23 protein-coding genes are annotated in these 23,594 nt (G+C 59.0%); 9 read left to right on the plus strand and 14 right to left on the minus strand.

The features are described 5' to 3' along the window. Positions 1–53 precede the first annotated feature (53 nt). Positions 54–278 carry an SDR family oxidoreductase gene (locus tag OKC27_RS06205; RefSeq protein ID WP_182937432.1) on the minus strand — a complete coding sequence of 75 codons (225 nt, stop codon included), beginning with the start codon at positions 276–278 and terminating at the stop codon, positions 54–56. Between the two features lie 247 nt (positions 279–525). On the opposite strand from OKC27_RS06205, the gene OKC27_RS06210 reads away from it, so the two are divergent. From OKC27_RS06210 to OKC27_RS06225, 4 genes are all read left to right on the plus strand, one after another. Beyond that, complete coding sequence (locus OKC27_RS06210) at positions 526–1,098, plus strand: phasin family protein (protein ID WP_163128392.1); 573 nt, start codon at positions 526–528, stop codon at positions 1,096–1,098. Between the two features lie 94 nt (positions 1,099–1,192). Beyond that, positions 1,193–2,380 (plus strand): patatin-like phospholipase family protein, encoded by a 1,188-nt coding sequence (locus tag OKC27_RS06215; RefSeq protein WP_075113620.1) that lies wholly within the window; start codon positions 1,193–1,195, stop codon positions 2,378–2,380. Position 2,381: 1 nt separating this feature from the next. Beyond that, entirely contained in the window at positions 2,382–3,023 is a 642-nt protein-coding gene (locus OKC27_RS06220) for a TetR/AcrR family transcriptional regulator (RefSeq protein ID WP_058051966.1), read from the plus strand. 25 nt (positions 3,024–3,048) lie between these two features. Next, complete coding sequence (locus OKC27_RS06225) at positions 3,049–3,837, plus strand: hypothetical protein (RefSeq protein WP_182937430.1); 789 nt, start codon at positions 3,049–3,051, stop codon at positions 3,835–3,837. Positions 3,838–3,950: 113 nt separating this feature from the next. On the opposite strand, the gene OKC27_RS06230 is transcribed toward OKC27_RS06225, so the two are convergent. Both OKC27_RS06230 and OKC27_RS06235 read right to left on the minus strand, forming a co-directional pair. Next, positions 3,951–5,381, minus strand: coding sequence for a wax ester/triacylglycerol synthase family O-acyltransferase (locus OKC27_RS06230; RefSeq protein WP_182937428.1), 1,431 nt, complete (start codon positions 5,379–5,381; stop codon positions 3,951–3,953). Between the two features lie 256 nt (positions 5,382–5,637). Next, the gene (locus OKC27_RS06235; protein WP_182937426.1) at positions 5,638–5,973 is read right to left on the minus strand and encodes a polyhydroxyalkanoic acid system family protein; all 336 of its coding nucleotides are present in this window, start codon (positions 5,971–5,973) and stop codon (positions 5,638–5,640) included. 259 nt (positions 5,974–6,232) lie between these two features. Between OKC27_RS06235 and OKC27_RS06240 the strand changes: the two genes are divergently transcribed. Next, positions 6,233–6,961: an FFLEELY motif protein gene (locus OKC27_RS06240; RefSeq protein ID WP_182937424.1), complete on the plus strand. Its 729-nt coding sequence runs from the start codon at positions 6,233–6,235 to the stop codon at positions 6,959–6,961. 99 nt (positions 6,962–7,060) lie between these two features. Here the strand turns inward: OKC27_RS06240 and OKC27_RS06245 are convergent, their stop codons facing one another. Genes OKC27_RS06245 through prpB form a run of 3 tightly spaced genes read right to left on the minus strand, consistent with a single transcriptional unit; the run spans position 7,061 to position 10,542 of the window. Continuing rightward, on the minus strand, positions 7,061–8,506 hold the full coding sequence (locus tag OKC27_RS06245) for a bifunctional 2-methylcitrate dehydratase/aconitate hydratase (protein WP_182937421.1): 1,446 nt from the start codon (positions 8,504–8,506) through the stop codon (positions 7,061–7,063). A gap of 10 nt (positions 8,507–8,516) precedes the next feature. Continuing rightward, positions 8,517–9,644, minus strand: a complete 1,128-nt coding sequence (prpC, locus tag OKC27_RS06250) for a bifunctional 2-methylcitrate synthase/citrate synthase (RefSeq protein WP_111809302.1) — start codon at positions 9,642–9,644, stop codon at positions 8,517–8,519. Positions 9,645–9,654: 10 nt separating this feature from the next. Beyond that, positions 9,655–10,542, minus strand: a complete 888-nt coding sequence (gene prpB, locus OKC27_RS06255; protein WP_111809301.1) for a methylisocitrate lyase — start codon at positions 10,540–10,542, stop codon at positions 9,655–9,657. A gap of 147 nt (positions 10,543–10,689) precedes the next feature. Between prpB and OKC27_RS06260 the strand changes: the two genes are divergently transcribed. The 4 genes from OKC27_RS06260 (at position 10,690) to rsmF (ending at position 16,088) form a co-directional block, all read left to right on the plus strand. Further along, complete coding sequence (locus OKC27_RS06260) at positions 10,690–11,316, plus strand: paraquat-inducible protein A (protein ID WP_042062896.1); 627 nt, start codon at positions 10,690–10,692, stop codon at positions 11,314–11,316. Then, complete coding sequence (locus tag OKC27_RS06265) at positions 11,300–11,902, plus strand: paraquat-inducible protein A (RefSeq protein ID WP_042655792.1); 603 nt, start codon at positions 11,300–11,302, stop codon at positions 11,900–11,902. Before OKC27_RS06260 ends, OKC27_RS06265 begins: the two co-directional genes overlap by 17 nt. 55 nt (positions 11,903–11,957) lie before the next feature. Continuing rightward, positions 11,958–14,510, plus strand: coding sequence for an MlaD family protein (locus tag OKC27_RS06270; protein ID WP_182937417.1), 2,553 nt, complete (start codon positions 11,958–11,960; stop codon positions 14,508–14,510). Between the two features lie 147 nt (positions 14,511–14,657). Further along, positions 14,658–16,088 carry a 16S rRNA (cytosine(1407)-C(5))-methyltransferase RsmF gene (rsmF, locus tag OKC27_RS06275; RefSeq protein ID WP_182939680.1) on the plus strand — a complete coding sequence of 477 codons (1,431 nt, stop codon included), beginning with the start codon at positions 14,658–14,660 and terminating at the stop codon, positions 16,086–16,088. Positions 16,089–16,300: 212 nt separating this feature from the next. Here the strand turns inward: rsmF and OKC27_RS06280 are convergent, their stop codons facing one another. The 8 genes from OKC27_RS06280 to fabF form a co-directional block, all read right to left on the minus strand. Next, on the minus strand, positions 16,301–16,573 hold the full coding sequence (locus tag OKC27_RS06280; protein WP_182939745.1) for a RepB family protein: 273 nt from the start codon (positions 16,571–16,573) through the stop codon (positions 16,301–16,303). A 174-nt stretch (positions 16,574–16,747) separates the two neighbouring features. Next, a complete protein-coding gene (locus OKC27_RS06285; protein ID WP_232093645.1) occupies positions 16,748–17,689 on the minus strand; it encodes a site-specific integrase in 942 nt (313 codons plus the stop codon). Positions 17,690–18,061: 372 nt separating this feature from the next. Beyond that, entirely contained in the window at positions 18,062–18,841 is a 780-nt protein-coding gene (locus tag OKC27_RS06290) for a TatD family hydrolase (RefSeq protein WP_182939679.1), read from the minus strand. Positions 18,842–18,866: 25 nt separating this feature from the next. After that, on the minus strand, positions 18,867–19,814 hold the full coding sequence (holB, locus tag OKC27_RS06295) for a DNA polymerase III subunit delta' (RefSeq protein WP_182939678.1): 948 nt from the start codon (positions 19,812–19,814) through the stop codon (positions 18,867–18,869). Beyond that, positions 19,799–20,440 (minus strand): dTMP kinase, encoded by a 642-nt coding sequence (tmk, locus tag OKC27_RS06300; protein ID WP_182939677.1) that lies wholly within the window; start codon positions 20,438–20,440, stop codon positions 19,799–19,801. Before tmk ends, holB begins: the two co-directional genes overlap by 16 nt. Continuing rightward, the gene (gene mltG, locus OKC27_RS06305; RefSeq protein ID WP_042062905.1) at positions 20,440–21,441 is read right to left on the minus strand and encodes an endolytic transglycosylase MltG; all 1,002 of its coding nucleotides are present in this window, start codon (positions 21,439–21,441) and stop codon (positions 20,440–20,442) included. The genes tmk and mltG overlap by 1 nt, the downstream gene beginning before the upstream one ends. After that, the gene (pabC, locus tag OKC27_RS06310) at positions 21,431–22,237 is read right to left on the minus strand and encodes an aminodeoxychorismate lyase (RefSeq protein WP_182939676.1); all 807 of its coding nucleotides are present in this window, start codon (positions 22,235–22,237) and stop codon (positions 21,431–21,433) included. The genes mltG and pabC overlap by 11 nt, the downstream gene beginning before the upstream one ends. Before the next feature lie 68 nt (positions 22,238–22,305). Next, positions 22,306–23,547, minus strand: coding sequence for a beta-ketoacyl-ACP synthase II (gene fabF, locus OKC27_RS06315; RefSeq protein ID WP_075113635.1), 1,242 nt, complete (start codon positions 23,545–23,547; stop codon positions 22,306–22,308). Positions 23,548–23,594: the final 47 nt, after the last annotated feature.

Raw genomic sequence — 23,594 nt, forward strand, 5'->3', positions numbered from 1 at the left:
CTCCTGCATGGAGACGCGATTAGATCACAGACGATCTGCCTGTTCAAATTTCATTAACAAAGTGCGATCCCGCCCTGCAGCAGTGGCAGCGTCATGTCGCCAATGATCGGAACGGCTCTTTGCTCATCCACATTCCAGAATGCAAACAACTCCGGCAATTTATCCTGATGAGAGGCACGCATCAAAAAATAGACCCGATTCTCGGGCGCACGTTCCAGCAATTTTTTGATCAACCTGCGCCCGATAAAGCCACTTCCGCCTGTGATGAAATAGTTCATGTCATTGTTCCGCTACTGATTTGGCTGTTACTTACCGTTAGATATATCACGCTTCATATGGAAATCTGCAATTCGATTGCCGGTTCGTGAGCCATCCCTTATTTCCACCCATTCACTATTTCGTTATTAGGTAGAACCCTCTATTTTTTGTCCCTAGACTGGAGTTGAAAAATCAGTAATGCCACAACCGGATTGCAGTTGTCGTTGTCGCCATTACGTTTAACTGTCGTTATTCAAGGAGAAGATCATGGCTAAGAAATTGAAAGCACTGGCAGGGTCAGTGACCGACAACCAACTCACCTCCACCATCAAGGAGTCCACCCAGCAGATCTGGTTGGCGGGTCTGGGTGCCTATGCCAAAGCACAGGAAGAGGGTGGCAAGATCTTTGAAGCCCTGGTGCAGGAAGGGGAAGCGCTGCAGGCCAAAACCCGTCAGAGCGCCGATGAGAAGATTGCCGCAGTGACCGACAAGACCGCCAATACCTGGGGCCGTCTGGAGCAGGTGTTTGAAGATCGCGTCGCCCGCGCCGTGGCCAGCCTTGGCATCCCCACCCGCAAGGATATCGACAAGCTCTCCAAGCGCATGGCCGAGCTGACCGATGTGGTGCAGCAACTGCTGGATGCCCAGGACGAAGAGGCCCCTGAAGCCGAAGCCAAGCCGGCAGCCGTCAAAAAGCCCGCCGCTCGCAAGCCGCCGGTAAAGAAAGCGCCGGTAGCCAAGGCTAAAGAGGCGGTAGTCGAGCAGGCCGCCGATCTGCTCTCCGCCGCCGAAGATGCGGTGAAAGAGGTGAAGGCCAAAGCGGAAAGCGTCCTGCCCTGATCCCTCACGGTGAAATAAGGTAGTTGATACCGGCCCATGCCCCTCGCTGGGCCGGTCTTGTCATGGAGAGAGTCATGGATAGGGAGGCGACGCTATGAGTACCATCGCAATTGCCCTTGCCGGCGGCGGGCCGCTCGGCGGCATCTACGAGATCGGTGCCTGTGCGGCGCTCTCCGACAGCATCAGCGGTCTGCGTCTCGACCATGCCGACATCTATGTTGGCGTGAGCTCGGGGGCCGTGGTGGCATCGGCACTGGCTAACGGCATCTCCCCGGCGAAGCTGGTGCGGATCCTGCTCAGCGATGATGCGGGGGAGATGTTTGATCCGGCTACCTTGCTGCGCCCCGCCTTTCGGGAATATGCCGAACGTCTGACCTCGATCCCGCCGCTGGCGTGGCAGAGTCTGACCTACTATCTGGCGGCTCCCTGGAAGCGCAGCCTGTTTGAGTCGCTGCAGGGGCTTTCCAAGGCCATCCCGACCGGACTGTTTGACAACCGTGGGGTGGATCGCACCCTGACCCAGTTTTTCTCTCGCCCCGGCCGCAGCAACGATTTTCGCCAACTGCGCAGCCGGCTGTTTGTGGTGGCCACCGAACTCGACACCGGTCATCCGGTCGCCTTCGGTAGCCCGGGGCTCGATGACGTGCCCATCTCGGCAGCGGTACAGGCTTCGGCCGCCCTGCCCGGTCTCTTTCCCCCCTCGCTGATCAATGGCCGTTACTATGTGGACGGGGCGCTGATCAAGACCCTGCACGCCTCGGTGGCGCTGCAAGAGGGGGCGGATCTGGTGTTCTGCATCAATCCGCTGGTGCCCTATGATGCAGACATGGCTGCCGGTGCACCGACCAATCTGGTGGATAGCGGTCTGCCAGTGGTGCTGGCCCAGACTTTTCGCGCCATCATCCACTCCCGCATGCATGTGGGGATGGATCGTTACAAACATCAATATCCCGACGCTGACGCTCTGCTGTTTGAGCCCTCCTCTGCCGATGGCGAGATGTTCTTTACCAATGTGTTCAGCTATCGGGATCGCCGCCGCCTCTGCGAGCACGCCTACCAGCACACCCGCCGCGATCTCTGGCAACGCCGTGACGAGCTGGCGCCGGTGCTGGCCAAGCATGGCCTGGAGCTCAATCTAGCCGCGCTGGCAGATGAACATCGTACCCTGCTGGCCCCCGGCAGTGGCTCGGTCGATGCGCTAGACAAGTCGCTGGAGCAGTTGCAGCACTGGCTTGCCAAACGCTATCGCCACGGCGTGCGCCGTTCACCCTCGAAGGAGTAGCATGGATCGCAAACCCAAACGCCGTACCCGGGAGCGGATCCTGACCACAGCCCTCGCCTGCTTCAACCGGCAGGGCGAACCCGGCGTCACCACCTCGGCCATTGCGGCCGAGATGGAGATAAGCCAGGGAAATCTCTACTACCACTTCCACAACAAGGAGGAGATCGTCAACGCCCTGTTCGGCGAATTCGAGCAGCAGATGGATCGCCTGCTGGATGCGGTCACGACCCCCTCCGATGAGGCGGAAGATATCTGGCTTTTCCTCCATCTGATGTTTGAGGCCATCTGGCAGTACCGTTTCCTCTACTACGATATCGCGACCCTGATGAGCGGTTATCATCAGGTGGAGCAGCGCTTTTCCGCCCTGCTGCGCCGCAAGGAGCAGACCGCAGCCGCCATTTGCAATCACCTGCAAACGGCCGGGCTGATGGAGGGCACGGCGCAACAGATGCGCACCCTGGCGGCCAATGTGGCGCTGGTGGGCACATTCTGGATCTCTTACCAGCGGGCACTGCACCCCAAGGCGGATGCCGATATCGCCCTCGGCGTCGTTCAGGTGATGCAGCTGGTCGCCCCCTATTTGCGGGCCGATGCCCGCGCTCATCTGGGCGCCCTCGCCCACCACTACACCGACAAGGTTTGATTCACATGCGACAGGGAGAATATGCATGACCACTTCACAACTCGAATTTGTCCCCTTCCCTTACGTGGACGCGGCCTATGACTACGCTGGCCAGAAGCTGGCGGACAACTGGGATCGCCTCCATCAGGGGGATGCCGAACCCTGGCCGGAAGACGAACAGGTTCAGGATGCCTGGCGGGCCTATCATGCCGGGGATTTTGCCAAGGCAGTCGCCCTTGGCGAAGCGGCCACAGAGGCGGGCCTCAATGTGGCGAACAAGGCGCTGGTGATCCACGCCAGCTATCTGCTGGAGGACAAGTACGCCAAGCGCGCCGCCTTCGAGCGGGCAGCCAGCCATGCCGAAAAGCTGCAAAAGCGCCAGCCCGATAACGTCAATGCCTGGTATTTCCACGCCCTGGCGCTCGGTCGCTACAGTCAGGTCATCTCCATCACCAAGGCGCTCTCGCAGGGGATTGGCGACAAGATCAAGGCGAGCCTTGAGAAGGCGCTGGAGCTTGAGCCCGATCACGCCGAAGCCCATATCGCCTTCGGTGCCTGGCACGCCGAGATTGTCGACAAGCTGGGGGCCATGATCGGGAGCCTCACCTATGGCGCCAAGAAAGAGGAGTCAGAGCGTCACTTCAAGGAGGCGCTGGCGCTGATCCCCGACTCGGCCATCGCCCGTATGGAGTACGCCAACGCCCAGGTGATGCTGCACGGCAAGAGCCGCCTGAAAGCCGCCGAAGCCCTCTATGCCGAAGCAGCCGAGTGCGAACCGGTGGATGCCATGGAGCGCCTCGATGTGGAGGCTGCGCGCGAGGAGCTGGAAGAGTAACCCCCTCCCCGCCATTCATAGATAACAAAACAAGAGGCCAACCCGCGGGTTGGCCTCTTTGCTGATGGTTGTTGCGTGGTTGAACGACCCGTCGCCTGTCGATTCAGCGTCAGTCAACCGAGCAGGGCATCCAGTCCATGGGGATCGAACAGCAGATCCGGCTCCATCAGCACCAGCAGTAACAGCTGTTCAAACTCCACCGCAAAACGCGCTACTACCCGATCCGGATCCGGCACCAGCTTCTTGTCGGTGATAAGGCCCAGTTGCACCTTGTGATCGTAAGAGAGGATGGAGACACCGACGCCGATATCCCCCGATTGCGGCACCCAGAACAGCGGCTGGCGCAGCCGCGCCCCCGCCATATAGAGGGTCTGCTGCGGGCCGGGCACATTGGTGATCACCGCACTGGCCTTGGCCGTGAGCAGCTCGACCGCCTGCTGCTGCACCGCATTGGGGGCCATACCAAGGGCGTGCAACAGATTGAGCACCACCACGGGTTGTAGCGAGGTGCGCAGCGCCTGCATCCGATCACGCACGGTATAGAGCCGTTGCAGTGGATGCTCGACATCCAGCGGCAAGTCCAGGGCCACCAGCCCGAAGCGGTTGCCCAGCGCCCCCTCGTCGTCTGGCGTACGCATGTTGACTGGCACCAGCGCGCGGATCTTGACCTTGTTGGCGTCATCCCCCTTCTCTTGCAGGTAGTGGCGAAACGCCCCGGCGGTCGCGGCGATCAGCAGATCGTTGACCGAGCAGCCCAGCACCTTGCCCACCGCCTTGATATCCGGCAGATCAATTTGCTCCGACCAGGCCACCCGTTTGGTACTGGCGGTTTTGCCCCGCAGGCGGCAGGGCGAGTCATCACTGAGGGTGGCGATATTGCACAGCTCGCTCGCCAGATCCCGCCCGGTCTTGAGGTAATCCACCGCCTTGGTGGGATGAGTGACCACCTCGACATATTTGGACCAGAGGGTGCCGGTCAGCTTGAGACCGGCCCGCACCAGCCGGCTGCCGTGGTGGCTGTCGTCTGCCTCCTCGTCCTCACTGTCATCCAGTGGCTCCGGTGACGGTGGCCGTGGTGCGCCTTGCGGGGTGTTATCCATCATGGTCAGCATGGCCCGCACCAGCGAGAAGCCGTCGCCCATGGCGTGGTGAATGCGTACCACCAGCGCTTGCCCGCCCAGCGAGGTGTCGGTCAGGTGCATGTCCCATAGAGGGCGCTGGTGGTTGAGCGGTGTAGAGGCGAGATCGGCCACCAGCTTCTCCAGCTCAAGCTGACCTGCGTTACCCGGCAGGATCACCCGCTTGAGGTGCTGATCGAGATCGAAATCGGGGTCATGGCGCCAGTAGTAGGAGCCCCCTTCCAGCACGGCCCGCTGGTGGAAGCGGGGTTGCACCGAAATGGTGTGGCGTAATCCGGCCCGCAACCGCGCCTCATCGAGCTCCCCTTCAAACATCAGGACGCCGATGATCTGCATCAGGTTGTTGGGTCTGTCCATGCGTAACCAAGCGGTATCGACGCAGGAGATAAATTCACTCGGTGGCATGGTTGTTTCCCTACAAAATGAATTTACCGAGGCGGCAAGTTGCTCATGCCCTCATATCTGGATGAGAGCATTGGGTAATCAAGATGACAATAGCGAGTGCCGACTCGAAATATGAAAATAGAAATGACGAATAACGTACAAAACAGAATCCGGATATCGCCGGTTAATCACGTTGGCAAACAATATTGCTTGCCTACTTATTTCAAACAGCCATCGTTCACCGCAGGTTTATTTAATGTCAGTGCGATGAAAAGTTTTAAACACGTTTGGGACAAGGTAAGCGATTTTCCACATAATCGAGGATCTCCTGTTCCAGTACGCTGCGTACCGGTAACAGCATCAAGCCAAGATGCACTTCCAGTTCCAGGGTATCGTCGTCCAGGGTGAGAGTGCCATGTACCCCCGAGCCGCGAAAGCGCAGTTCGGTCTCATCTTCATCTGCCCATTCGCAGTCGAGTTGATAGCTCTCGCTCATATCCTGGGCGATGGCTTCGGCAGCGAGTCGGGCGGCGGCCAGTCCCAGCGGATGCTGACGACTGACCTGAATGGTGGAGAGTGCGCTGCTGCCAGCGAGGGAGTCGTAGAAGAACATGGTAGTTACTCTGGGTCATAAGATATTTATTGATATTAAACACATGTTCACAACAAGTGAAAGGATGGTTCACATAAATGGGACTCACTTAACAGAGTGGATGACGATGAACGCCCTCAATGGCGTACGGCATTTATTCCCTCCCCCTTGCACGCTACACTTGTCGCCAAACTGATAGAAAAAGCTGCTTGTTTTTCATTCGCTTGTATCGCTATTTCTCTATTTTCCCATCAATGGGCCCAAGGCCGGAGAGCGGTTGATGACCCATCAAGAAGATGCCCACGATGACGATAGCACCCTGGGGCGGCTCTACCGCCAGCTCCATCGGGTCGCGGCCTTGCGCGAGCAGATGCGGGCTCACCCGGAAGATCAGCAGGATCGGGACCGGTTGCGTCAGTGGCAGGCCGACAGGTTGGGGCGTACCCATCGCGATCTGCTGGAGAGCGACCGCTACGGCCCCGCCGCCAAGTTTTTCCTGACCGATCTCTATGGTCCGGGGGATTGTGCCCGGCGCGATGCTGACGTGATGCGGGTGATGCCGACCGCCGAGCGACTGTTGCCTGAGTCCGGTCTCAAGGTGCTGGCGCAGGCGATCGAGCTCGATGCCCTCTCCGAGGAGCTGGACTACCTGATGGTGGTGGCGCTGCGGCGCATTAGCGGGCTCAACCCCATTACTGCGGAGCACTACGCTATCGCCTATCGCGCAGTGGGCGAGCAGGCGCGCCGCGAACATCAGATTGTGTTGGTGAGCGAGCTTGGCATGACGCTGGACAGGCTGGCGAGAAAGCCGCTGCTTGGCGCGACCCTCAAGCTGGTGTCGGGGCCCGCCCATCTGGCGGGCTTGGGTGAGCTTTTTTCCTTTGTCGAGCGTGGTTATCAGGTGTGTCACAAGATGGGGCGAGCCAACGAGTTTCTCGAGACCATCGCCAGTCGCGAGACGGCGATCATGACGGCGCTCTTTAACGGCGATAGCAGTGTGCTGGGGTAAGGCTTATCGAGGGATAAGCCGCCGGAATAACAAAGCGGGCCGATGGGCCCGCTGTTCGTTTATCGCTGTTTGTCGATATGAGGGGGGATATACAACCGCTCAGATAACCAGTAGGTCCATAAAGATGTGTACCGGGGTGGCGGCAAGGCGCGGCCCGTCCTGACAGAGGGCCAGAATGTCGTTGACCCGTTTGGCCGGGAAGCGGGTGGCCAGATTGTGTTGGAATTTTTCTACCAACAGCGGGATCCCCTCCTCCCGGCGGCGACGATGGCCGACCGGGTACTCCACCTCGACCTTGGCAGTGTGAGAGCCGTCCTTGAAGAAGATCTGGATTGCGTTGGCAATGGAGCGCTTGTCCGCCTCCAGATATTCGCGACTGTAGCGTTTGTCCTCCTGCACCACCATCTTGCCACGCAGCGCGTCGATGCGGGGATCGGCGGCCACGTCGTCCTCGTAATCCTCGGCGATCAGGCGACCGAAGATCAGCGGCACCGCCACCATATACTGCAGGCAGTGATCCCGATCGGCGGGGTTGTTGAGGGCGCCGACCTTGCTGATAATACGAATGGCCGACTCATGGGTGGTGAGCTCGATACGGTCGATCTCGTCCAGCCGCCCCTTCACCTGCTCGTGCAGCTTCATGGCGCACTCCACCGCAGTCTGGGCATGGAACTCGGCGGGATAGGAGATCTTGAACAGCACGTTCTCCATCACATAGCTGCCGTAGCCCTGATGCAGGGCGAACTGATTGCCCTTGAACAGCACGTCGTAGAAGCCCCACTTGGGGGCGCTCAGTACACCGGGATAGCCCATCTCGCCGCTCATGGTGATCAGCGCTAGCCGTACCGCACGGGAGGTGGCATCCCCCGCCGCCCAGCTTTTGCGCGAACCTGCGTTGGGGGCATGGCGGTAGGTACGCAGGCTCTGGCCATCGACCCAGGCCTGGGAGACCGCATCGATCACCTGATCGCGGGTTCCGCCGAGCATGTGGGTCACCACGGCGGTACTGGCAACCTTGACCAGCACCACGTGATCGAGACCGACCCGATTGAAAGAATTCTCCAGTGCCAGTACACCTTGGATCTCGTGGGCCTTGACCATGGCCACCAGCACATCGCTCATGGTGAGCGGCGCCTTGCCTTCGGCGACGCGGGTACGGGAGAGCCAATCGGCGGTGGCGAGAATGCCGCCCAGATTGTCTGAGGGGTGACCCCACTCGGCGGCCAGCCAGGTGTCGTTGTAATCGAGCCAGCGGATGATGGCGCCGATATCCCAGGCCGCCTTGACCGGATCGAGGCAGAGCTGGGTACCGGGCACCCGGGCGCCATGAGGTACGAGGGTGCCGGGGACTATGGGTCCGAGGTGCTTGGTACACTCGGGGAAGCGCAGGGCCAAGAGGCCACAGCCGAGCGTATCCATCAGGCAGTAGCGGGCGGTGTCGAGAGATGCCTCGCTGGTAATGGGGTGGTTGCAGACATAATCGGCAATATCGACCAGCACCTGATCGGGCTCGGGTCTGTGGTTGACGTCGACGTTGGCGGACATCGTGATTTCCTTATCGTTGTTGTAGGGAGACAAAATGACGGGGGGCCGGGCCGACATAATCGGCGCTCGGGCGGATGATCCGGTTGTGCTCGCGCTGCTCCATCACATGGGCGCACCAGCCGGTGACCCGCGAGCAGACGAAGATAGGCGTGAACAGCTTGGTCGGGATCCCCATGTAGTGATAGGCGCTGGCGTGGAAGAAGTCGGCGTTGGGAAAGAGCGCTTTCTCTTCCCACATCACCTTCTCCGCCTCGCAGGAGACGCGATAGAGGCGATCATCGCCCACTGCTGCGGCAAGTTTGGCCGACCACGCCTTGATGATAACGTTGCGCGGATCCGAGGTACGGTAGATGGCGTGGCCAAAGCCCATGATCTTCTCCTTGGCCGCCAGCTTGGCCAGCAGTTCGCGCCTTGCCTGCGTCTCGTCTTGCCAGTGTTCGATCATCGCCATAGCCGCCTCGTTGGCGCCGCCATGGAGCGGGCCGCGCAGGGTACCGATGGCGGCGGTGATGCAGGAGAACATGTCGGAAAGGGTCGAGGCGCAAACCCGCGCTGCAAAGGTGGAGGCGTTGAACTCATGCTCGGCGTAGAGGATGAGGGAGACATGCATCACCCGGCGCTCCAGCTCGCTCGGCGCTTTCTGGTGCAGCAGCGCCAGAAAGTGACCGCCGATACACTCTTCATCGCTGTCGAGGGCGATGCGGACCCCTTCATGGCTGAACTTGTACCAGTAGATCAGAATGCCCGGAAAGGCCGCCAGCAGCCGATCCGCTACTTCATGCTCATGCTCGAAACCATCTTCCGGCTCCAGATCGCCGAGCATGGAGCAGCCGGTGCGCAGCACATCCATGGGGTGGGCATCGGCGGGAATACGCTCCAGCACCTCCAGCAGCGGCTGGGGCAAAGTGCGCAGGCGACGCAGTTCGCGCTTGTACGCGTCAAGCTGCTGCTCACCGGGTAACTCCCCCTTGAGCAGCAGATAGGCGACCTCCTCGAACTGGGCGCTATCGGCCAGCTCCTTGATGTCATAGCCGCGATAGGTGAGACCGGTGCCGCTCTTGCCTACGGTGCAGATGCTGGTCTCCCCCGCACTCTGCCCGCGCAGACCTGCCCCGCCCAACGGTTTTTGCTGTCCCATAAGCTGCCTCCTATTCCTTGGCTGTAAACAGACGATCCAGTGTCTGCTCGTAGTGGTGATATCCGAGGAAGTCGTAGAGCGACTCCCGGGTCTGCATGGTCTCCACGACGGCTCGCTGATGGCCATCCTGGCGAATATGTTGATAGACGTTGAGGGCAGCCTGATTGGCGGCGCGGTTGGCGCTCAAGGGGTAGAGCACCATGTCAACCCCGTGGGCGGCGAGCAGCTCCTTGTCAAACAGCTCGGTTTTGCCAAATTCGGTCATGTTGGCGAGGATCGGCACTCCGGCCGCCTGCCTGAACTGGTCATACTGGGCCAGCTCGGTCACCGCTTCGGCGAAGATCATGTCGGCACCGGCGGCCACATAGGCGGCAGTGCGCTCAAGAGCAGACTCCATCCCTTCCACCGCCAGTGCATCGGTGCGCGCCATGATGACGAACTCGCTATTCTCGCGGGCATCCACCGCCGCCTTGATGCGATCGCACATCTCCTCCAGCGACACCACCGCCTTATTGGGACGGTGGCCGCAGCGCTTCTGGGCCACCTGATCTTCCATATGGACTGCGGCAACCCCGGCCCGCTCGAACGCGCGAATGGTGCGGGCGATATTGAATGCCCCACCCCAGCCGGTGTCGATATCGACCAGCAGCGGCACCCGGGTGGCCGCGGTCATCCGTTCTGCATCGATCAGCACATCGTTGAGGGAGGTCATGCCAAGATCCGGCAAGCCGTAGGAGGCATTGGCCACCCCGGCACCGGAGAGATAGAGGGCTTGAAAACCGCTGCGCTCGGCCATCAGCGCCATATAGGCATTGATGGTGCCGACGATCTGCAGGGGCCGTTCATTGGCGAGGGCGGTGCGAAAGCGCAGGCCTGCCGAGGGGGACAAACTGGACATCATGACTCCTTTCACCTGTCTAGTCTGGCTATCTAATATCACGTTTACGTTAACGTCAATTATACTTTCGTAACATTCCGGCCGCAGGCAAGACAGGAAACCGGTTTTAGGGTAAATTTCACCAATTCCTTCAACAGGTTGAATTGTATGATGGAGCCCGGTTCCGTGATTGTCTGTCCGGCGTGCGACTTGCTGATCCAGCGCAAGGCGCTGCCGTTGCGTCGCCATGCCCACTGCCCACGTTGTCACCAGCATCTCTATGGCCGTTATGCCTTTCGTCCTTCCCAGTTGATGGCCCTGACCATCACCGGTTTTTTGTTGCTGCCCTCCGCGTTTTTTGAGCCGCTGATCTATCTGCGGCTGGCGGGGGTCAACTCCGATGCCGACTTGCTGCGCGGGATACTGGTGCTGTTTGGCGAAGGGGAGTTTTGGGTGGCCTCTCTGGTGCTCTGGTGCGCCGTACTGGCGCCGGTTGGATTGTTGGCGGGGATCTTTGCGCTGGCATCTGGCATGGCCAAGCGTTGGCACATCCTTGCGCCCACCTTGAAGCTGGTCGAGGTGTTTCGTCACTGGGCCATGCTGGAGGTCTATATCGTCAGCCTGCTGGTCGCCCTGTTCAAACTGATCGATATCGCCGATGTGCGCCTGGGTGGCGGGCTGCTCAGCCTCGGCATTCTGATGCTGCTCAACATGACCCTGCTGATCCTGTTTGACCCCGCCCCCTACTGGGCGCGGATCCCGTTAAAGGAGCCGGAACATGACCAGCGCCCGTGAAATGGGGCTGTGCGGCTGCCAAACTTGCGGCCTGCTGGTCCGTTATCGTTTCCACGCCGTTTGTCCCCGCTGCGGCAGCAAGCTGCAGGTGCGCATTCCTCGCTCCCTCGCCTGGTCATGGGGCTTGCTGGCGCTCGCCACCTTTATGTTGTTGCCTGCCAACCTGCTGCCCATTACCCACTTCTACAACAAGGGGTTGCTGCAATCCGATACCATCTTCAGCGGTATCATGATGCTCTATCGCAGCAAAATGAGCGGGATTGCCACCATCGTCCTCACCGCCAGCATACTGGTGCCGGTGGGCAAGATATTGGGGCTGGGCTGGATCTGCTGGCAGTTGCAGCGGACCAAACCGGTGCGGCGCAAGCGCCAGCTGGTGATGTACCGGGTGATCGATTTTATCGGCCGCTGGTCGATGCTGGACCTGTTCGTGATCTCGCTGATGGTGGCACTGGTCGATCGGGGTGTCCTGCTGAGTGTTCGCGCAGGCCCCGGTGCCACCGCCTTTGCCGGTGTGGTGGTGCTGACCATGATGTCGGCCCGCATGCTCGATACCCGTTTACTGTGGGACAAGGCGGCCCGTTGATGATTTCTCTGTTTTTGTCTGATGCGCTGTTTAATCCAGCCAATAAGGAGTCGGTATGATCGGGGCTGAACCCGTCATTGAAAAGCGTCGCTGGTTATCGCCGGTCTGGCTGTTACCCCTGATAGCCCTGCTGCTGGCAGGTGGCTTTCTCTATCAGCAGGTATTGAGCCGTGGCCAGCTTATCCAGATCAACTTCGCGCAAGGCAACGGCATCTTGCCGGGCAAAACCCAGATTCGTTATCAGGGGGTGGCCATCGGCGTGGTGCAGGAGCTGGAGCTGGCTGAAGATGGCCGCAAGATTGCGGTGATGGCCAAGATTGACAGCCGTGCCAGACCGCTTATTCGCAAGGGGTCCGATTTCTGGCTGGTGAGCCCCAAGGCGTCGCTCACCGAGATCTCCGGCCTCGATACCCTGGTATCCGGCAACTACATCAATCTGCAGCCGGGGCGTGAAAGCAATCCGCTGGAGGAGACCTTCGATGCGCTGGAGGGCCCTCCTCCCGGCTATCAAGCGCAGGGGCGGATGCTGCACCTGACCGCCGATTCGCTGGGCTCGGTCGGGATTGGCGCCAAGCTCTATTTCCGTGGCATCGAAGTGGGCAGCGTGATCAATACCCGCCTTGGTCAGGACAACCAGAACGTCATTCTGGATCTGGTGATCGAGCCGCGTTTCGAACATCTGGTCAAAGCCGACACCCGCTTCTGGAACATCAGCGGCATCAAGGGCTCCTTCAGTCTGGCCGGGGTGAGCGTGGAGGCTGGCAGCCTCACCTCCATCCTGAGCGGTGGCATCGCCTTTGATTCGCCCAAAGACTCACCAGAGCCGGAAAAAGGGCAGCTGTTCACTCTTTACAAAGGGCTGGCGGAAGCGGCGCGTGGCGAGCGTATTGACATTGCGGCTGGCGATCTTCCGGTCAAGGAGGGGATGCCGATCCTCTACGAGGGGATCGAGATTGGTCGTATCGACCCCATTCGTCTCACCGACAAAGGCCGCGTGGTGACGGCGCTGATCAACCCGGAGCAGGCCTATCGCATCACCGACAGGAGCCAGCTGGTGTGGGAGAGTGTCTCCCTCTCCGCGACCGGCGTGCAGCATGCGGATCGCCTGCTCTCCGGCCCGGCCATTCGCCTCGACTATGTGGCGGGCAAACCGGCACACCAGATGACCCTGACCGATCGCGCCCCCCAAAGTGGCACCAAGGTGACGTTGCAAGCTGACGATCTGGCGGGGCTCAATCAGGATGCGCCGGTCTGGTACAAGGGATTGCAGGTGGGCCGCATCAGCCAACTCACCCTGGATGCGCGCGGCAATGCCAGTGTCGAGCTGGTGATGGCGCCGAACTACGGCCATCTGCTCAACCGTGCCCGCTTCTATCGCGCCGCACCGCTGCAGATCGATGCCGATCTGAGCGGTATCAAGGTGGAAACCAGTCCGGCCAGTGCCTGGCTGGGGGGCGGGATCAAGCTGCTCCAGGCCAGCAGTGGCGAGCGGATTAATCGTCTCTACCCGAGTCAGGAGCTGGCACTGCTTGGCACCCGAGATGCCAAGCCCCAGCGCTGGTTGCTCAAGGCAGATCAGGCCGATGGCATCGGCATTGGCTCACCCGTGCTCTATCTGGGGCTCGAAGCGGGCAAGGTCAAACAGCTGCGCTCCGCCAAAGAGGGGGTCGAGATCGAGCTAGAAATCGATGGCGTGTATGCCCCCCTCCTTGCCCAACAACCGCAATTCTGGAAGAAAGCGGCCATCGATACCCAGGTTGGGATTGATGGCGTCAAGGTCAAGGTCGGTAATCTGGCGACCCTGTTGCGCGGTGCCATCGAGTTCGACCGGCTGGCCAATGGCCGTAGCAGCCATCAGCTGTTTGACAGTAAAGAGCAGGCCCGTGCGAAAGTACGTACCCTCTCTCTGGTCGCTGATAACAACCCGGGGCTCGGGATTGGCAGCCCGATCCGCTATCGCGGGGTCGATATCGGCAAAATTGAAGAGATTGAGCTGGAGCCGTCATTGGGCCAGGTGATCTTCAAGGCGGAGCTCGATGGTCACTACGCCGAGCGCTTCCTGCAAACCGGCGCCCGCTTTACCCTGGTGCAAGCCAAGTTGGGGCTGGGCGGTGTTGCGCACCTCGATACCCTGATCAAGGGGGCGTTCGTAGAAGCACACCCCGGTAAAGGCGCTGGCAAAGATCGCTTCCCCTTGAGTCAGGTTGGCCCGGTGGGTCTGGCCCTGACCCTCAAGAGCCCCTCCGTCAATGGCCTGAGCGTCGGTAGCCCGCTGCTGTTTCGCAAGATGGTGGTCGGCAGTGTTACTAAGGTGGCGCTGGCTCGGGATGGCAGCGAGGTGGTGATCGACGTCAGCGTGGAGCAGGAGTATGCCCATCTGGTGCGGGCCAACTCCCGTTTCTGGAATGTCTCCGGGGTCAAGGCGGATATCGGCCTGACCGGCGGCACCATCGAAGTGGAAACCGTGCAGAGCCTGCTGGCTGGCGGCATCGCCTTCAATACCCCGGAGAAAGAGATGGGGCCAACCGTCAAGGCGGGCCACAGCTATCCACTCTACGGCAAAGCCGAGAAAGAGTGGCTGGAGTGGAGCCCGCGCATCCTGCCCTGATCCCTCCCCCTTTACGTATATCCTCCAAGCCCGGCCTCGCGCCGGGCTTTTTTATATTCCGATACCTGTTGACGGTGTTCAGATTCAGAATATTCCTAGCCTTGTGGTAGGATATCGCCCCTCTTTTTCGGTCAATGAGACGGCTCCGTGCACGACAACACCTTCCTTCCCGATTACTTTTTACGCCACATTGCGGCCATCATGCCGACCCATCTCTCGATGGATGAGTTTGTGGCCAGTTGTCGACGTCCGCTGCGCCGCAGTATTCGGGTCAATACCTTGAAGATCGCCGTCTCCGACTTCGTCGCGCTGATGCAGCCATTGGGTTGGCAGCTTGACCCGGTGCCCTGGTGTGACACCGGCTTCTGGTTGACCCGTAGCGATGAAACAGTGCCCCTTGGCAACACCGCCGAGCATCTGAGCGGACTTTTCTACATTCAGGAAGCGAGCTCCATGCTGCCGGTGAAGGCGCTCTTTGCCAGCGACAAGATTAAAGCGGACGGCATATTGCTGGATGCGGCGGCGGCCCCCGGCTCCAAGACTACCCAGATTGCCGCTCTGATGAACAATCAGGGGATGCTGGTTGCCAACGAGTTTTCCAGCAGCCGGCTCAAGGTGCTGAGCGCCAATATCCAGCGTTGCGGTGTGACCAATGTGGGCATGACCCATTTTGATGCTAAGGTGTTTGGCCAGTGGTTGCCAGAGACCTTCGACGCTATCCTGCTCGACGCCCCCTGCTCCGGCGAAGGGACGGTGCGCAAGGATGAAGATGCCCTGCGCAACTGGAGCATCGAGAGCATCGACGAGATCGCGGCGGTGCAGCAAGGGTTGCTGGAGAGCGCCTTCCATGCCTTGAAACCGGGCGGCGTACTGGTCTACTCCACCTGCACCTTGAGTCAGCAGGAGAATCAGGCGGTCTGCCAATCCCTGCTGGACAAGTTTGGTGATGCCTTGAGTTTTGACTCGCTGGCCGACCTGTTCCCTCATGCAGAGCTGGCCTGCACATCCGAAGGATACCTGCACGTTTGGCCCCAGATCTTCGACAGTGAAGGCTTTTTCGTCGCCAGATTGCGCAAGCATCACTCGGTGCCAAACACCATGTTCAAGCCGGGCAAGCTCGGCAAATTCCCCTTTGCGCCGCTACCGGCCAAAGAGGCGGAACCCATTTTGCGCGATATTGAGGCCAACTTTGGCGTGACGCCTCAAGGGCAACTATTTGGTCGCAATGACGAGATCTGGCTCTTCCCCAAGCGGTTTGATCAGGTACAGGGCAAACTGCGTTTCGATCGCATTGGCATCAAGCTGGCCGAGACCTTCAAGAAAGGCTATCGCCTCACCCATGAGTGGGCGCTGGCCTATGGTGATAAAGCGAGCAAGGGCGTGGTCGAACTGGACAGCGCCAACGCGCGGGAATTTATGATGGGGCGGGATGTCTGGCCAGAGCAGGATGCTGGTGCTGGCGAGGTGATCGTCCGCTATCAGGGGCATACCCTGGGCATGGGGAAATGGGTTGGCAGTCGGGTCAAGAATGCCCTCCCCCGCGAGCTGGTGCGTGACAATAATCTGTTCAATGCATAGTGGGCTGTTCGTGAACGAGTCAGGATACCCACACTGCGGTTGAACTTTTATCGGGATCTTGAAAAGCCTTGAGCCTTGTCTAAGCTTAAGGCAATCCGAACACCAGTTAGCGCACGGCTCTGCAAGGAGCCAATTCCCCTATGCCAGGTACAAGGAATTCGTACCTGGCTTTTTTTATCTCTTATCAAATAGCAGTTGCTTCACTCTTGGCGCTATTCAACACTCTCTTCGACTTGCGTGGACACTCTGTTTTCAAACAGGGGTTCCCTGCCCAGCTCATGTTGATAGAGCAGATCGATCGCCTGTTCGACCAGTGATGCCTGACTATCTTCGAGATGGATACCCAGAGCAGCCAATCGCTCGGCATGGCGATTGCTGATCCAGCATTGCAATCGGGTATGGGTCTCCTGCTTGCGTTTTACATGCTGGCGCTGCCGCTCAGCATTGTTTTGCGGGGCCGCTTCTTGCTCTTCACGCTCTGTCATTTCCTGGTTCATATGCTCTTGCGATGTTCCATTTTCAGCTTTGTTATCTCTCATCACCTGCCCTTATCCATTGGAAGATGGCCCTTCCATCTTGGGCTGTCGGCTTGCGCGACAAATATATCATCAGATCAACAAGATATCATTTAACATAAAAAATGCAGTGGCGCAGTTATATCAAAGCAAACCATCGAGCGCATGATCGGAGAACTTATGGGCGTCATCGAAGTACTCCTGCAGGGTCCGCATATCCTTGTGGCGCGTCACCTCGATGATCTTGTTCATCGGTTTGCCGGCAGTCACCGCTGAGGTGATAAATCCGCGGCGCAGGCTGTGGCCGCTGACGTAGAGATCATCGATGGCTTGACCGGTTCGCCGCTTGATCATCAGGTTAATGCCCTGGGGACCAAGTGGTTCGGCCATCAATTGGCCCCAGCGATTCATGCGCCGAAACAGTGGCCCCTCGTTGATCCGGCTTTTTCGCAGCCAGTTTTGCAGTGCTGATACGGGGCAGTAGTGCTTGCCCGGGATCAGGGCTATCTCGGTTTCATGCAGCTGATGCTTGCTCGGTTTGAGACGAAGGCGGATCCCCTGCCCCACAAAATCGAGATCGCTCACTTCAATTCGCGCCGCTTCCGAGCGACGCAAGGCGCCACTGAACATCAGCAGTAGCAGGGTGTGATCGCGCAATCCCGCCAGATCATGGGTGTCGATGCCATCGAGCACCTGGGTCAATGGTTGCAATGTCAGGGCACCGGTTTTGCGCTTGCGGTTATCTCCCAATCTGACAATTCCGCGCATCATCTCCTTGATTTCGGGATGCTCGGTAGGCATGGGATGAATCCCTTTCTGCTTGAAGGCATAACGGATCCCCGCCAGACGCCTTACCAGGGTTGCCGGTTTACGAGGTTCACCATTACGCAGCTCTCCCTTCCCCTCCTCTTTATCCAGCCATACCCAGTCGGCCAATACGCCATCGGCCTGATCTGCCAGAAAGTTCATGATGTCGTGATGGGTCGTTTGCAGCGGATCCAGCCCGTGCAACTGGCACCAGAAGACAAAAATACGGGTATCCGCCTGATAGGCGTTGAGGGTGGAATCCGCTTTTGCACTGCGCAAAAAGCGCCGTGCTCGACTATTTAGCTGCGCATCGAAAACAGTCTGCAGTGACTGATGAGCTGGACTGGACAAGGTTGGATATGCCACGGAACACTATGATTCATATGAAGTTTGAGAGGATCTTACAGGATCCTCCATACACATCAAGTATCGATAATGAATATTATCGATACTTATAGCATGCTGTTTTAATGCTCTTTGGCCACAGTGAACAGACGAAACATCGGAATATCATTCGACCCAGTTTTGTATGGATGAACGAGTTGAATTGGCTGGATGTGTGAGAGATAACGTGGCGCTAACTTTATTTTCAGGTGGGTAATCAGCTTGGTATTTGAAATAAAAGAAGCCCCGAACAACGGGGCTTCTTTGTTATTTTTTCGCCAGTTTGAACAGTTCAAAAAAATTCCGGCTGGTCGCTTCTGCCAATTCGCTAAGCAGGATCTGACGCAGGTCGGCAATAAACTGGGCAACATCACGCACAAAGGCGGGTTCGTTCTCCCTCCCCCGATGCGGAACGGGAGCAAGATAGGGCGAGTCGGTCTCGACCAGCAATCGCTCGAGGGGCAGTGCCTTGACCACGGCTTGCAAGGCGGACGCATTTTTGAAGGTGGCGATCCCTGAGATGGAGATATAGAAGCCCATCGCCATCGCCGCTTGTGCCATCTCGAGGGATTCGGTGAAGCAGTGCAGCACACCGCCAACCTGATCAGCTCCCTCTTCACGCATGATCTGCAAGGTATCTTGCTGGGCATCGCGAGTGTGGATGATCAGCGGCTTGTTCAGGGCGCGGGCAACCCGGATATGCTCGCGGAAAGAGGCTTGCTGCACCTCTTTGTTCTCGGGGGAGTAGAAGTAGTCGAGACCGGTCTCGCCGATGGCGATCACTCTCTCATCTGCCGCCTGGGTCAGCAACAGGGCGGCATCGACGCCGGGTTCCTGATTGAGCGGATGTACCCCGCAAGAGGCAAACACCTGGGGATAGGGGGCGATTGCCTCGAGCATGGTCGGAAATTGTGCCTGAGTGACACTTACACAGAGAAAATATCCCACATCCAGTTTCGCGGCCTTGGCCAGTACATCGGCCATGCTGGTCTGCTTGCTGCCATAGCTGAGGCGATCGAGATGACAGTGGGAATCAACGAGTAACATATAAAACCTTTCTGCTTGTCGGTACTTATAACCAGCGACTGAGCCAGTTCATCAAATGGATGGTGGGATTGGAGAGCTGCCCCGGCTGGCAAGCGGCCTTGAGGGCAACCAACTGCTGCTCCGCTTCCAGCAGTTTTTCGCTGGAGTGCTGCTCCGCCAGCCGCTGACTCAAGGTTGCCAGATCCGGCATTGCCAGTTGATGGTGACCACATCCGGCCTGGGTTTTCAGGGCATCGCACAAGAAGAGCTGCAACCAGTGCAACCTGACCTGCGTCTCCTGACCCAGCTGGCTGCACAGTGCCGTCGCCTTGACCGGACTTTGACTCAGGGCGACAAACAGTTCCAGCAATTCGCGGCGAGTACCGTCCTGTTGCTGCTCGATATAGTCGAGTACCCGCAGCGGGGCCCCCTGACAGATCCGCACCTGAGCCAACGTGGCCTGATGACCCTGCTCGGCCAACCAGCGTACCGTCTCCCCTTCCGCAGGCAACTGACAGACATGTTTGTGACAGCGACTGAGAATAGTGGGAAGCAACCGTGAAACCTGGGAGGCAATCAGCAACAGCAAGCTGTCGCCGGCCGGCTCTTCCAGGGTTTTCAACAGGGCGTTAGCCGCCGATTCGGTCATCCGCTCCGCATCTGGAATGATCACCACCTTGCCACGGCCGAGCTGGGCAGAGCCCTGCAGCCGAGTGCAGATCTCGCGAATAGCTTCGACCCCGATGGTCTTGCTGTCACGAGCGATGGTGCCGAGATCCGGGTGGTTACCCTTGTCAAACAGCTGGCAGGAGTGGCAATGACCGCACGGTTCTCCGCGATCAGGGTGCTGACAAAGGTGCAAGCGTGCCAGTCGCTCGGCCAGCTGCTCCTTGCCAAGACCGGGATCGCCGAGCAACAACCAGGCGTGGCCGAGACGACCGGACTGGGCCGTCTGACTCAGAGCATGCCAGTCGGGGATCAGCCAGGGATACATAGCGGCTCGTTTGACAGGTAATGGTCCAATGCACGCTCGATGGCAGCTTTGACCTGATCCGGTGTTTGCGCCGCATCGATCACCACAATGGAGTCATCCTTGGCGGCCAGTTCGAGATAACGCGCTCGGGTACGCTCGAAGAAGCTCAGTTGCTCCAGTTCGATGCGATCCAGCTCGCCGCGATGGCGAGCGCGCTGCAAGCCAAGGGCGGGATCGATATCGAGATAGAGGGTGAGATCCGGCTTGAAGTTGCCGAGCACCGCCTGCTTGATGGCACCGATGAGCTGGGGATCGATACCGCGACCACCGCCCTGATAGGCCTGGGAGGAGAGATCGTGGCGATCTCCCACCACCCAGACACCATCGGCCAGCGCGGGCTTGATGCGGGTCTCCACCAGTTGTACCCGGGAGGCATACATCAGCAGCAGTTCGGCTTCGATGGTGAGGCGCTCGTCGTGCACCTCTTTGACGATGGTACGCATCCGCTCGGCCAGCGGGGTACCACCCGGCTCGCGGGTGCACTCGATCCGGTCGATGCCGTGGTGGTGCAGATAGTCTGTGACGTAACGTACGGCAGAGCTCTTCCCTGCCCCTTCCAAACCTTCAATAACAATAAATTTAGACATCAGGATTTCTTCAATATGTATTCGCGAACCGCCCGATTGTGTTCATCGAGGGTCTTGGAGAAATAGTGGGCACCGCCCCCCTTGGCGACAAAGTAGAGATAGTCGGTCGATTTGGGGTTGAGCGCTGCTTCGATGGAGGCCTTGCCCGGCATGGCGATAGGCGTGGGCGGCAGACCGTCGATCACATAGGTGTTATAGGGATTCTTGTCGGTCAGATCACTGCGACGAATGTTGCCATCGTAGCGATCTTTCACCCCGTAAATGACGGTGGGATCAGTCTGCAACTTCATGCCCAGACGCAGACGGTTGACGAATACGGAGGCGATCTGCGCCCGCTCGTCCGGCTGGCCGGTCTCTTTCTCGATAATGGAGGCCATGATCAACGCCTCATAGGGTGTTTTGTAAGGCAGGTTGGCCTGACGTTTCTCCCAGCTCTGCTGCAGGAAGGTCTCCATATCCTGATGGGCGCGGCGCAAGATCGAGAGATCGCTGGCATGGGTGGTATAGGCGTAAGTTTCCGGCAGGAACCACCCCTCCAGCTTGCCATTCTCGATGCCGAGCTCCTGCGCCAGATCGGCTTCGGATTGCTCAACGGTCAACCGCTCGAGATAAGGGGCGCTGGCGAGCTGCTTCTGCCAATCCTCGAAACGGGAGCCTTCAACGAAGGTGAGGCTGAAGTGAAACTCCTTGCCCGAAGCAAACAGAGAGAGGGTCTCCTTGAGGGGGGCCCCTTCCTTGATCTCGTAGGTGCCCGATTTGATGGCCACCAGTTCGGGATGGCCGCGCAGCCAGAGCCGCACCGCCCACGGGCTGGTTTCCCCCTCCCCCAGTTCGGCGATCAGGCGTGCCGCATGGGCGCCTTTCTCCACCGTATAGAGCCGGGTCGGCCCCTTGTTGGTGAGCGTCTCCACCTGTTGCCATTTGTGATATACATAGCCCCCGGCGACGGCCACTGTCAGTGCCGCCCCCGCGAGCAGGGTGTAAAGCCGATTAAACTTCAATGACCAAACGCTCCTGTAAACGGCGACTCAATACCGCTGCGGGATAATGAATATCCTCGATGCCGTTGACCGGCACCACCCCCATCAGGGTATTGGTGAGCCACACCTCTTCCGCCTGCCATAGTGACTCCAGCGGAGCCTCTACCACACGCAACTCAATACTCATCTGTTTCAGCATCGCCATCACCTGGCGGCGCATGATGCCATCGACACCACCGCGGGCCAGATCCGGCGTAAACACCGTCTTGCCCCGACGCCAAAACAGATTGGCACTGACCCCTTCGGTCAGAAAACCGCGGCTGTTAAGCACTATCCCTTCGACTGCATCACGGCTGACAAGTTCGCTTTTCAGCAACACCTGCTCCAGACGATTCAAGGTTTTAAGCCCGGCCAGCATGGGCGCATCGCCGATCCTCTGGCGGCACACCACCATCTCGATACCCTGCTGTTGCCACTGGCCATAGTGGGTAGGAAATGGCGCCAGGCTGACAATGCGGGTCGTGTTCCGACATCCGCTGCCATCATAGCCCCTGCCTCCCTCGCCGCGGGTCAGGATCACCTTGGCCACGCATTGTGGCTGGTCGGCCACTATCTCTTCAACCTCCTGGCTCAGCAGATCCCAGTCAGGATCAGCCAATCCCAGCCGATTGTTGGCCTGCTGCAGCCGTGCAAGATGGGCAGGCCACTGCAATACACGACCATCCCTGACCGCCATGGTGGTGAAATGACCGTCACCATAGGCCAGCCCCCGATCATGGGCCGAGATGGTATCAAGCTTCATTCCATTGATAAGCAAAGGGATCCCTCCGATAAAAAAGGCCCGATACCGGCAGTATCGGGCCTGTGTCTTTGCCCTGCGGCAAATTATACGCGTTTGAAGATCAGCGAGCCATTGGTGCCGCCAAATCCAAACGAGTTGGAGAGGGCGTACTCGAAGCTGCCAGACTTGGCCACGTGGGGCACCAGATCCAGATCGCACTCTTCATCCGGGTTGTCCAGGTTGATGGTGGGCGGCGCCACCTGATCACGCAGGGCCAACACTGTGATGATCGCCTCGATGGCACCGGCGGCGCCCAGCAGGTGACCGGTCATGGACTTGGTGGAGCTGATCATCAGGGATTTGGCGTGCTCACCAAACACCGACTTCATGCCACGCAGTTCGGCCACGTCACCCAGCGGGGTAGAGGTGCCGTGGGCGTTGATGTAACCAATCTGCTCGGGAGCAATGCCAGCATCCTTGATGGCATTTTTCATGGCGCGGGCGCCACCGTTGCCATCAGCGGGAGGCGCAGTCATGTGGTAGGCGTCGCCACTCATGCCAAAACCGACCAGCTCGGCGTAAATCTTGGCGCCACGGGCCTTGGCATGTTCGTACTCTTCCAGCACCAGTACACCGGCACCGTCACCCAGCACAAAACCGTCGCGATCCTTGTCCCACGGACGGCTCGCCTTTTGCGGCTCGTCATTGCGGTTGGAGAGCGCCTTGGCCGCGGCGAAACCGCCCATCCCCATCGGGGTGGAGGCTTTCTCAGTGCCGCCAGCCACCATCACGTCCGCATCACCATAGGCGATCATCCGACCCGCCATACCGATGGCATGGGTACCGGTAGTACAGGCGGTAGTCACGGCGATGTTCGGCCCTTGCAGACCTTTCATGATGGAGAGATGACCGGACACCATATTGATGATGGTGGACGGTACGAAGAAGGGGCTCAGCTTGCGTGGGCCACCGTTGATCAGGCTGCTGTGGTTCTGTTCAATCAGACCCAGACCGCCGATACCGGAGCCAATCGCCACGCCGACACGCTCGGCATTCTCTTCATTGATGGTCAGGCCGGAATCATCCAGCGCCTGGATCCCCGCCGCCACGCCGTACTGGATAAAGAGATCCATCTTGCGGGCTTCTTTGCGGTTGATGCCGTATTGCTCGGGATCGAAATCTTTGACCAGACCTGCGAAGCGGGTTGCGAACTCGCTGGCATCAAAGTGATCGATAAGGGAAATGCCGCTCTGCCCGTTGAGCAGTGCTTGCCAGCTGGATTCGGCAGTGTTACCCACCGGGGAAAGCATCCCCAAGCCGGTCACCACGACTCTGCGTTTTGACACTGAGGTAGTCTCCGAGAGGTGATTTGAAAGGAAACAAATACAAAAGA

It is taken from the genome of Aeromonas sp. QDB62 (assembly GCF_027705695.1).
In the GTDB taxonomy this organism is placed as follows: Bacteria; Pseudomonadota; Gammaproteobacteria; order Enterobacterales; family Aeromonadaceae; genus Aeromonas; species Aeromonas allosaccharophila.

What these genes read in the sequence shown, in the direction of transcription:
- OKC27_RS06205 (WP_182937432.1), bottom strand. Translation starts at nt 278, where the DNA reads ATGAACTATTTCATCACAGGCGGAAGTGGCTTTATCGGGCGCAGGTTG.
- OKC27_RS06210 (WP_163128392.1), top strand. Translation starts at nt 526, where the DNA reads ATGGCTAAGAAATTGAAAGCACTGGCAGGGTCAGTGACCGACAACCAA.
- OKC27_RS06215 (WP_075113620.1), top strand. Translation starts at nt 1,193, where the DNA reads ATGAGTACCATCGCAATTGCCCTTGCCGGCGGCGGGCCGCTCGGCGGC.
- OKC27_RS06220 (WP_058051966.1), top strand. Translation starts at nt 2,382, where the DNA reads ATGGATCGCAAACCCAAACGCCGTACCCGGGAGCGGATCCTGACCACA.
- OKC27_RS06225 (WP_182937430.1), top strand. Translation starts at nt 3,049, where the DNA reads ATGACCACTTCACAACTCGAATTTGTCCCCTTCCCTTACGTGGACGCG.
- OKC27_RS06230 (WP_182937428.1), bottom strand. Translation starts at nt 5,381, where the DNA reads ATGCCACCGAGTGAATTTATCTCCTGCGTCGATACCGCTTGGTTACGC.
- OKC27_RS06235 (WP_182937426.1), bottom strand. Translation starts at nt 5,973, where the DNA reads ATGTTCTTCTACGACTCCCTCGCTGGCAGCAGCGCACTCTCCACCATT.
- OKC27_RS06240 (WP_182937424.1), top strand. Translation starts at nt 6,233, where the DNA reads ATGACCCATCAAGAAGATGCCCACGATGACGATAGCACCCTGGGGCGG.
- OKC27_RS06245 (WP_182937421.1), bottom strand. Translation starts at nt 8,506, where the DNA reads ATGTCCGCCAACGTCGACGTCAACCACAGACCCGAGCCCGATCAGGTG.
- prpC (WP_111809302.1), bottom strand. Translation starts at nt 9,644, where the DNA reads ATGGGACAGCAAAAACCGTTGGGCGGGGCAGGTCTGCGCGGGCAGAGT.
- prpB (WP_111809301.1), bottom strand. Translation starts at nt 10,542, where the DNA reads ATGTCCAGTTTGTCCCCCTCGGCAGGCCTGCGCTTTCGCACCGCCCTC.
- OKC27_RS06260 (WP_042062896.1), top strand. Translation starts at nt 10,690, where the DNA reads ATGATGGAGCCCGGTTCCGTGATTGTCTGTCCGGCGTGCGACTTGCTG.
- OKC27_RS06265 (WP_042655792.1), top strand. Translation starts at nt 11,300, where the DNA reads ATGACCAGCGCCCGTGAAATGGGGCTGTGCGGCTGCCAAACTTGCGGC.
- OKC27_RS06270 (WP_182937417.1), top strand. Translation starts at nt 11,958, where the DNA reads ATGATCGGGGCTGAACCCGTCATTGAAAAGCGTCGCTGGTTATCGCCG.
- OKC27_RS06280 (WP_182939745.1), bottom strand. Translation starts at nt 16,573, where the DNA reads ATGACAGAGCGTGAAGAGCAAGAAGCGGCCCCGCAAAACAATGCTGAG.
- OKC27_RS06290 (WP_182939679.1), bottom strand. Translation starts at nt 18,841, where the DNA reads ATGTTACTCGTTGATTCCCACTGTCATCTCGATCGCCTCAGCTATGGC.
- holB (WP_182939678.1), bottom strand. Translation starts at nt 19,814, where the DNA reads ATGTATCCCTGGCTGATCCCCGACTGGCATGCTCTGAGTCAGACGGCC.
- tmk (WP_182939677.1), bottom strand. Translation starts at nt 20,440, where the DNA reads ATGTCTAAATTTATTGTTATTGAAGGTTTGGAAGGGGCAGGGAAGAGC.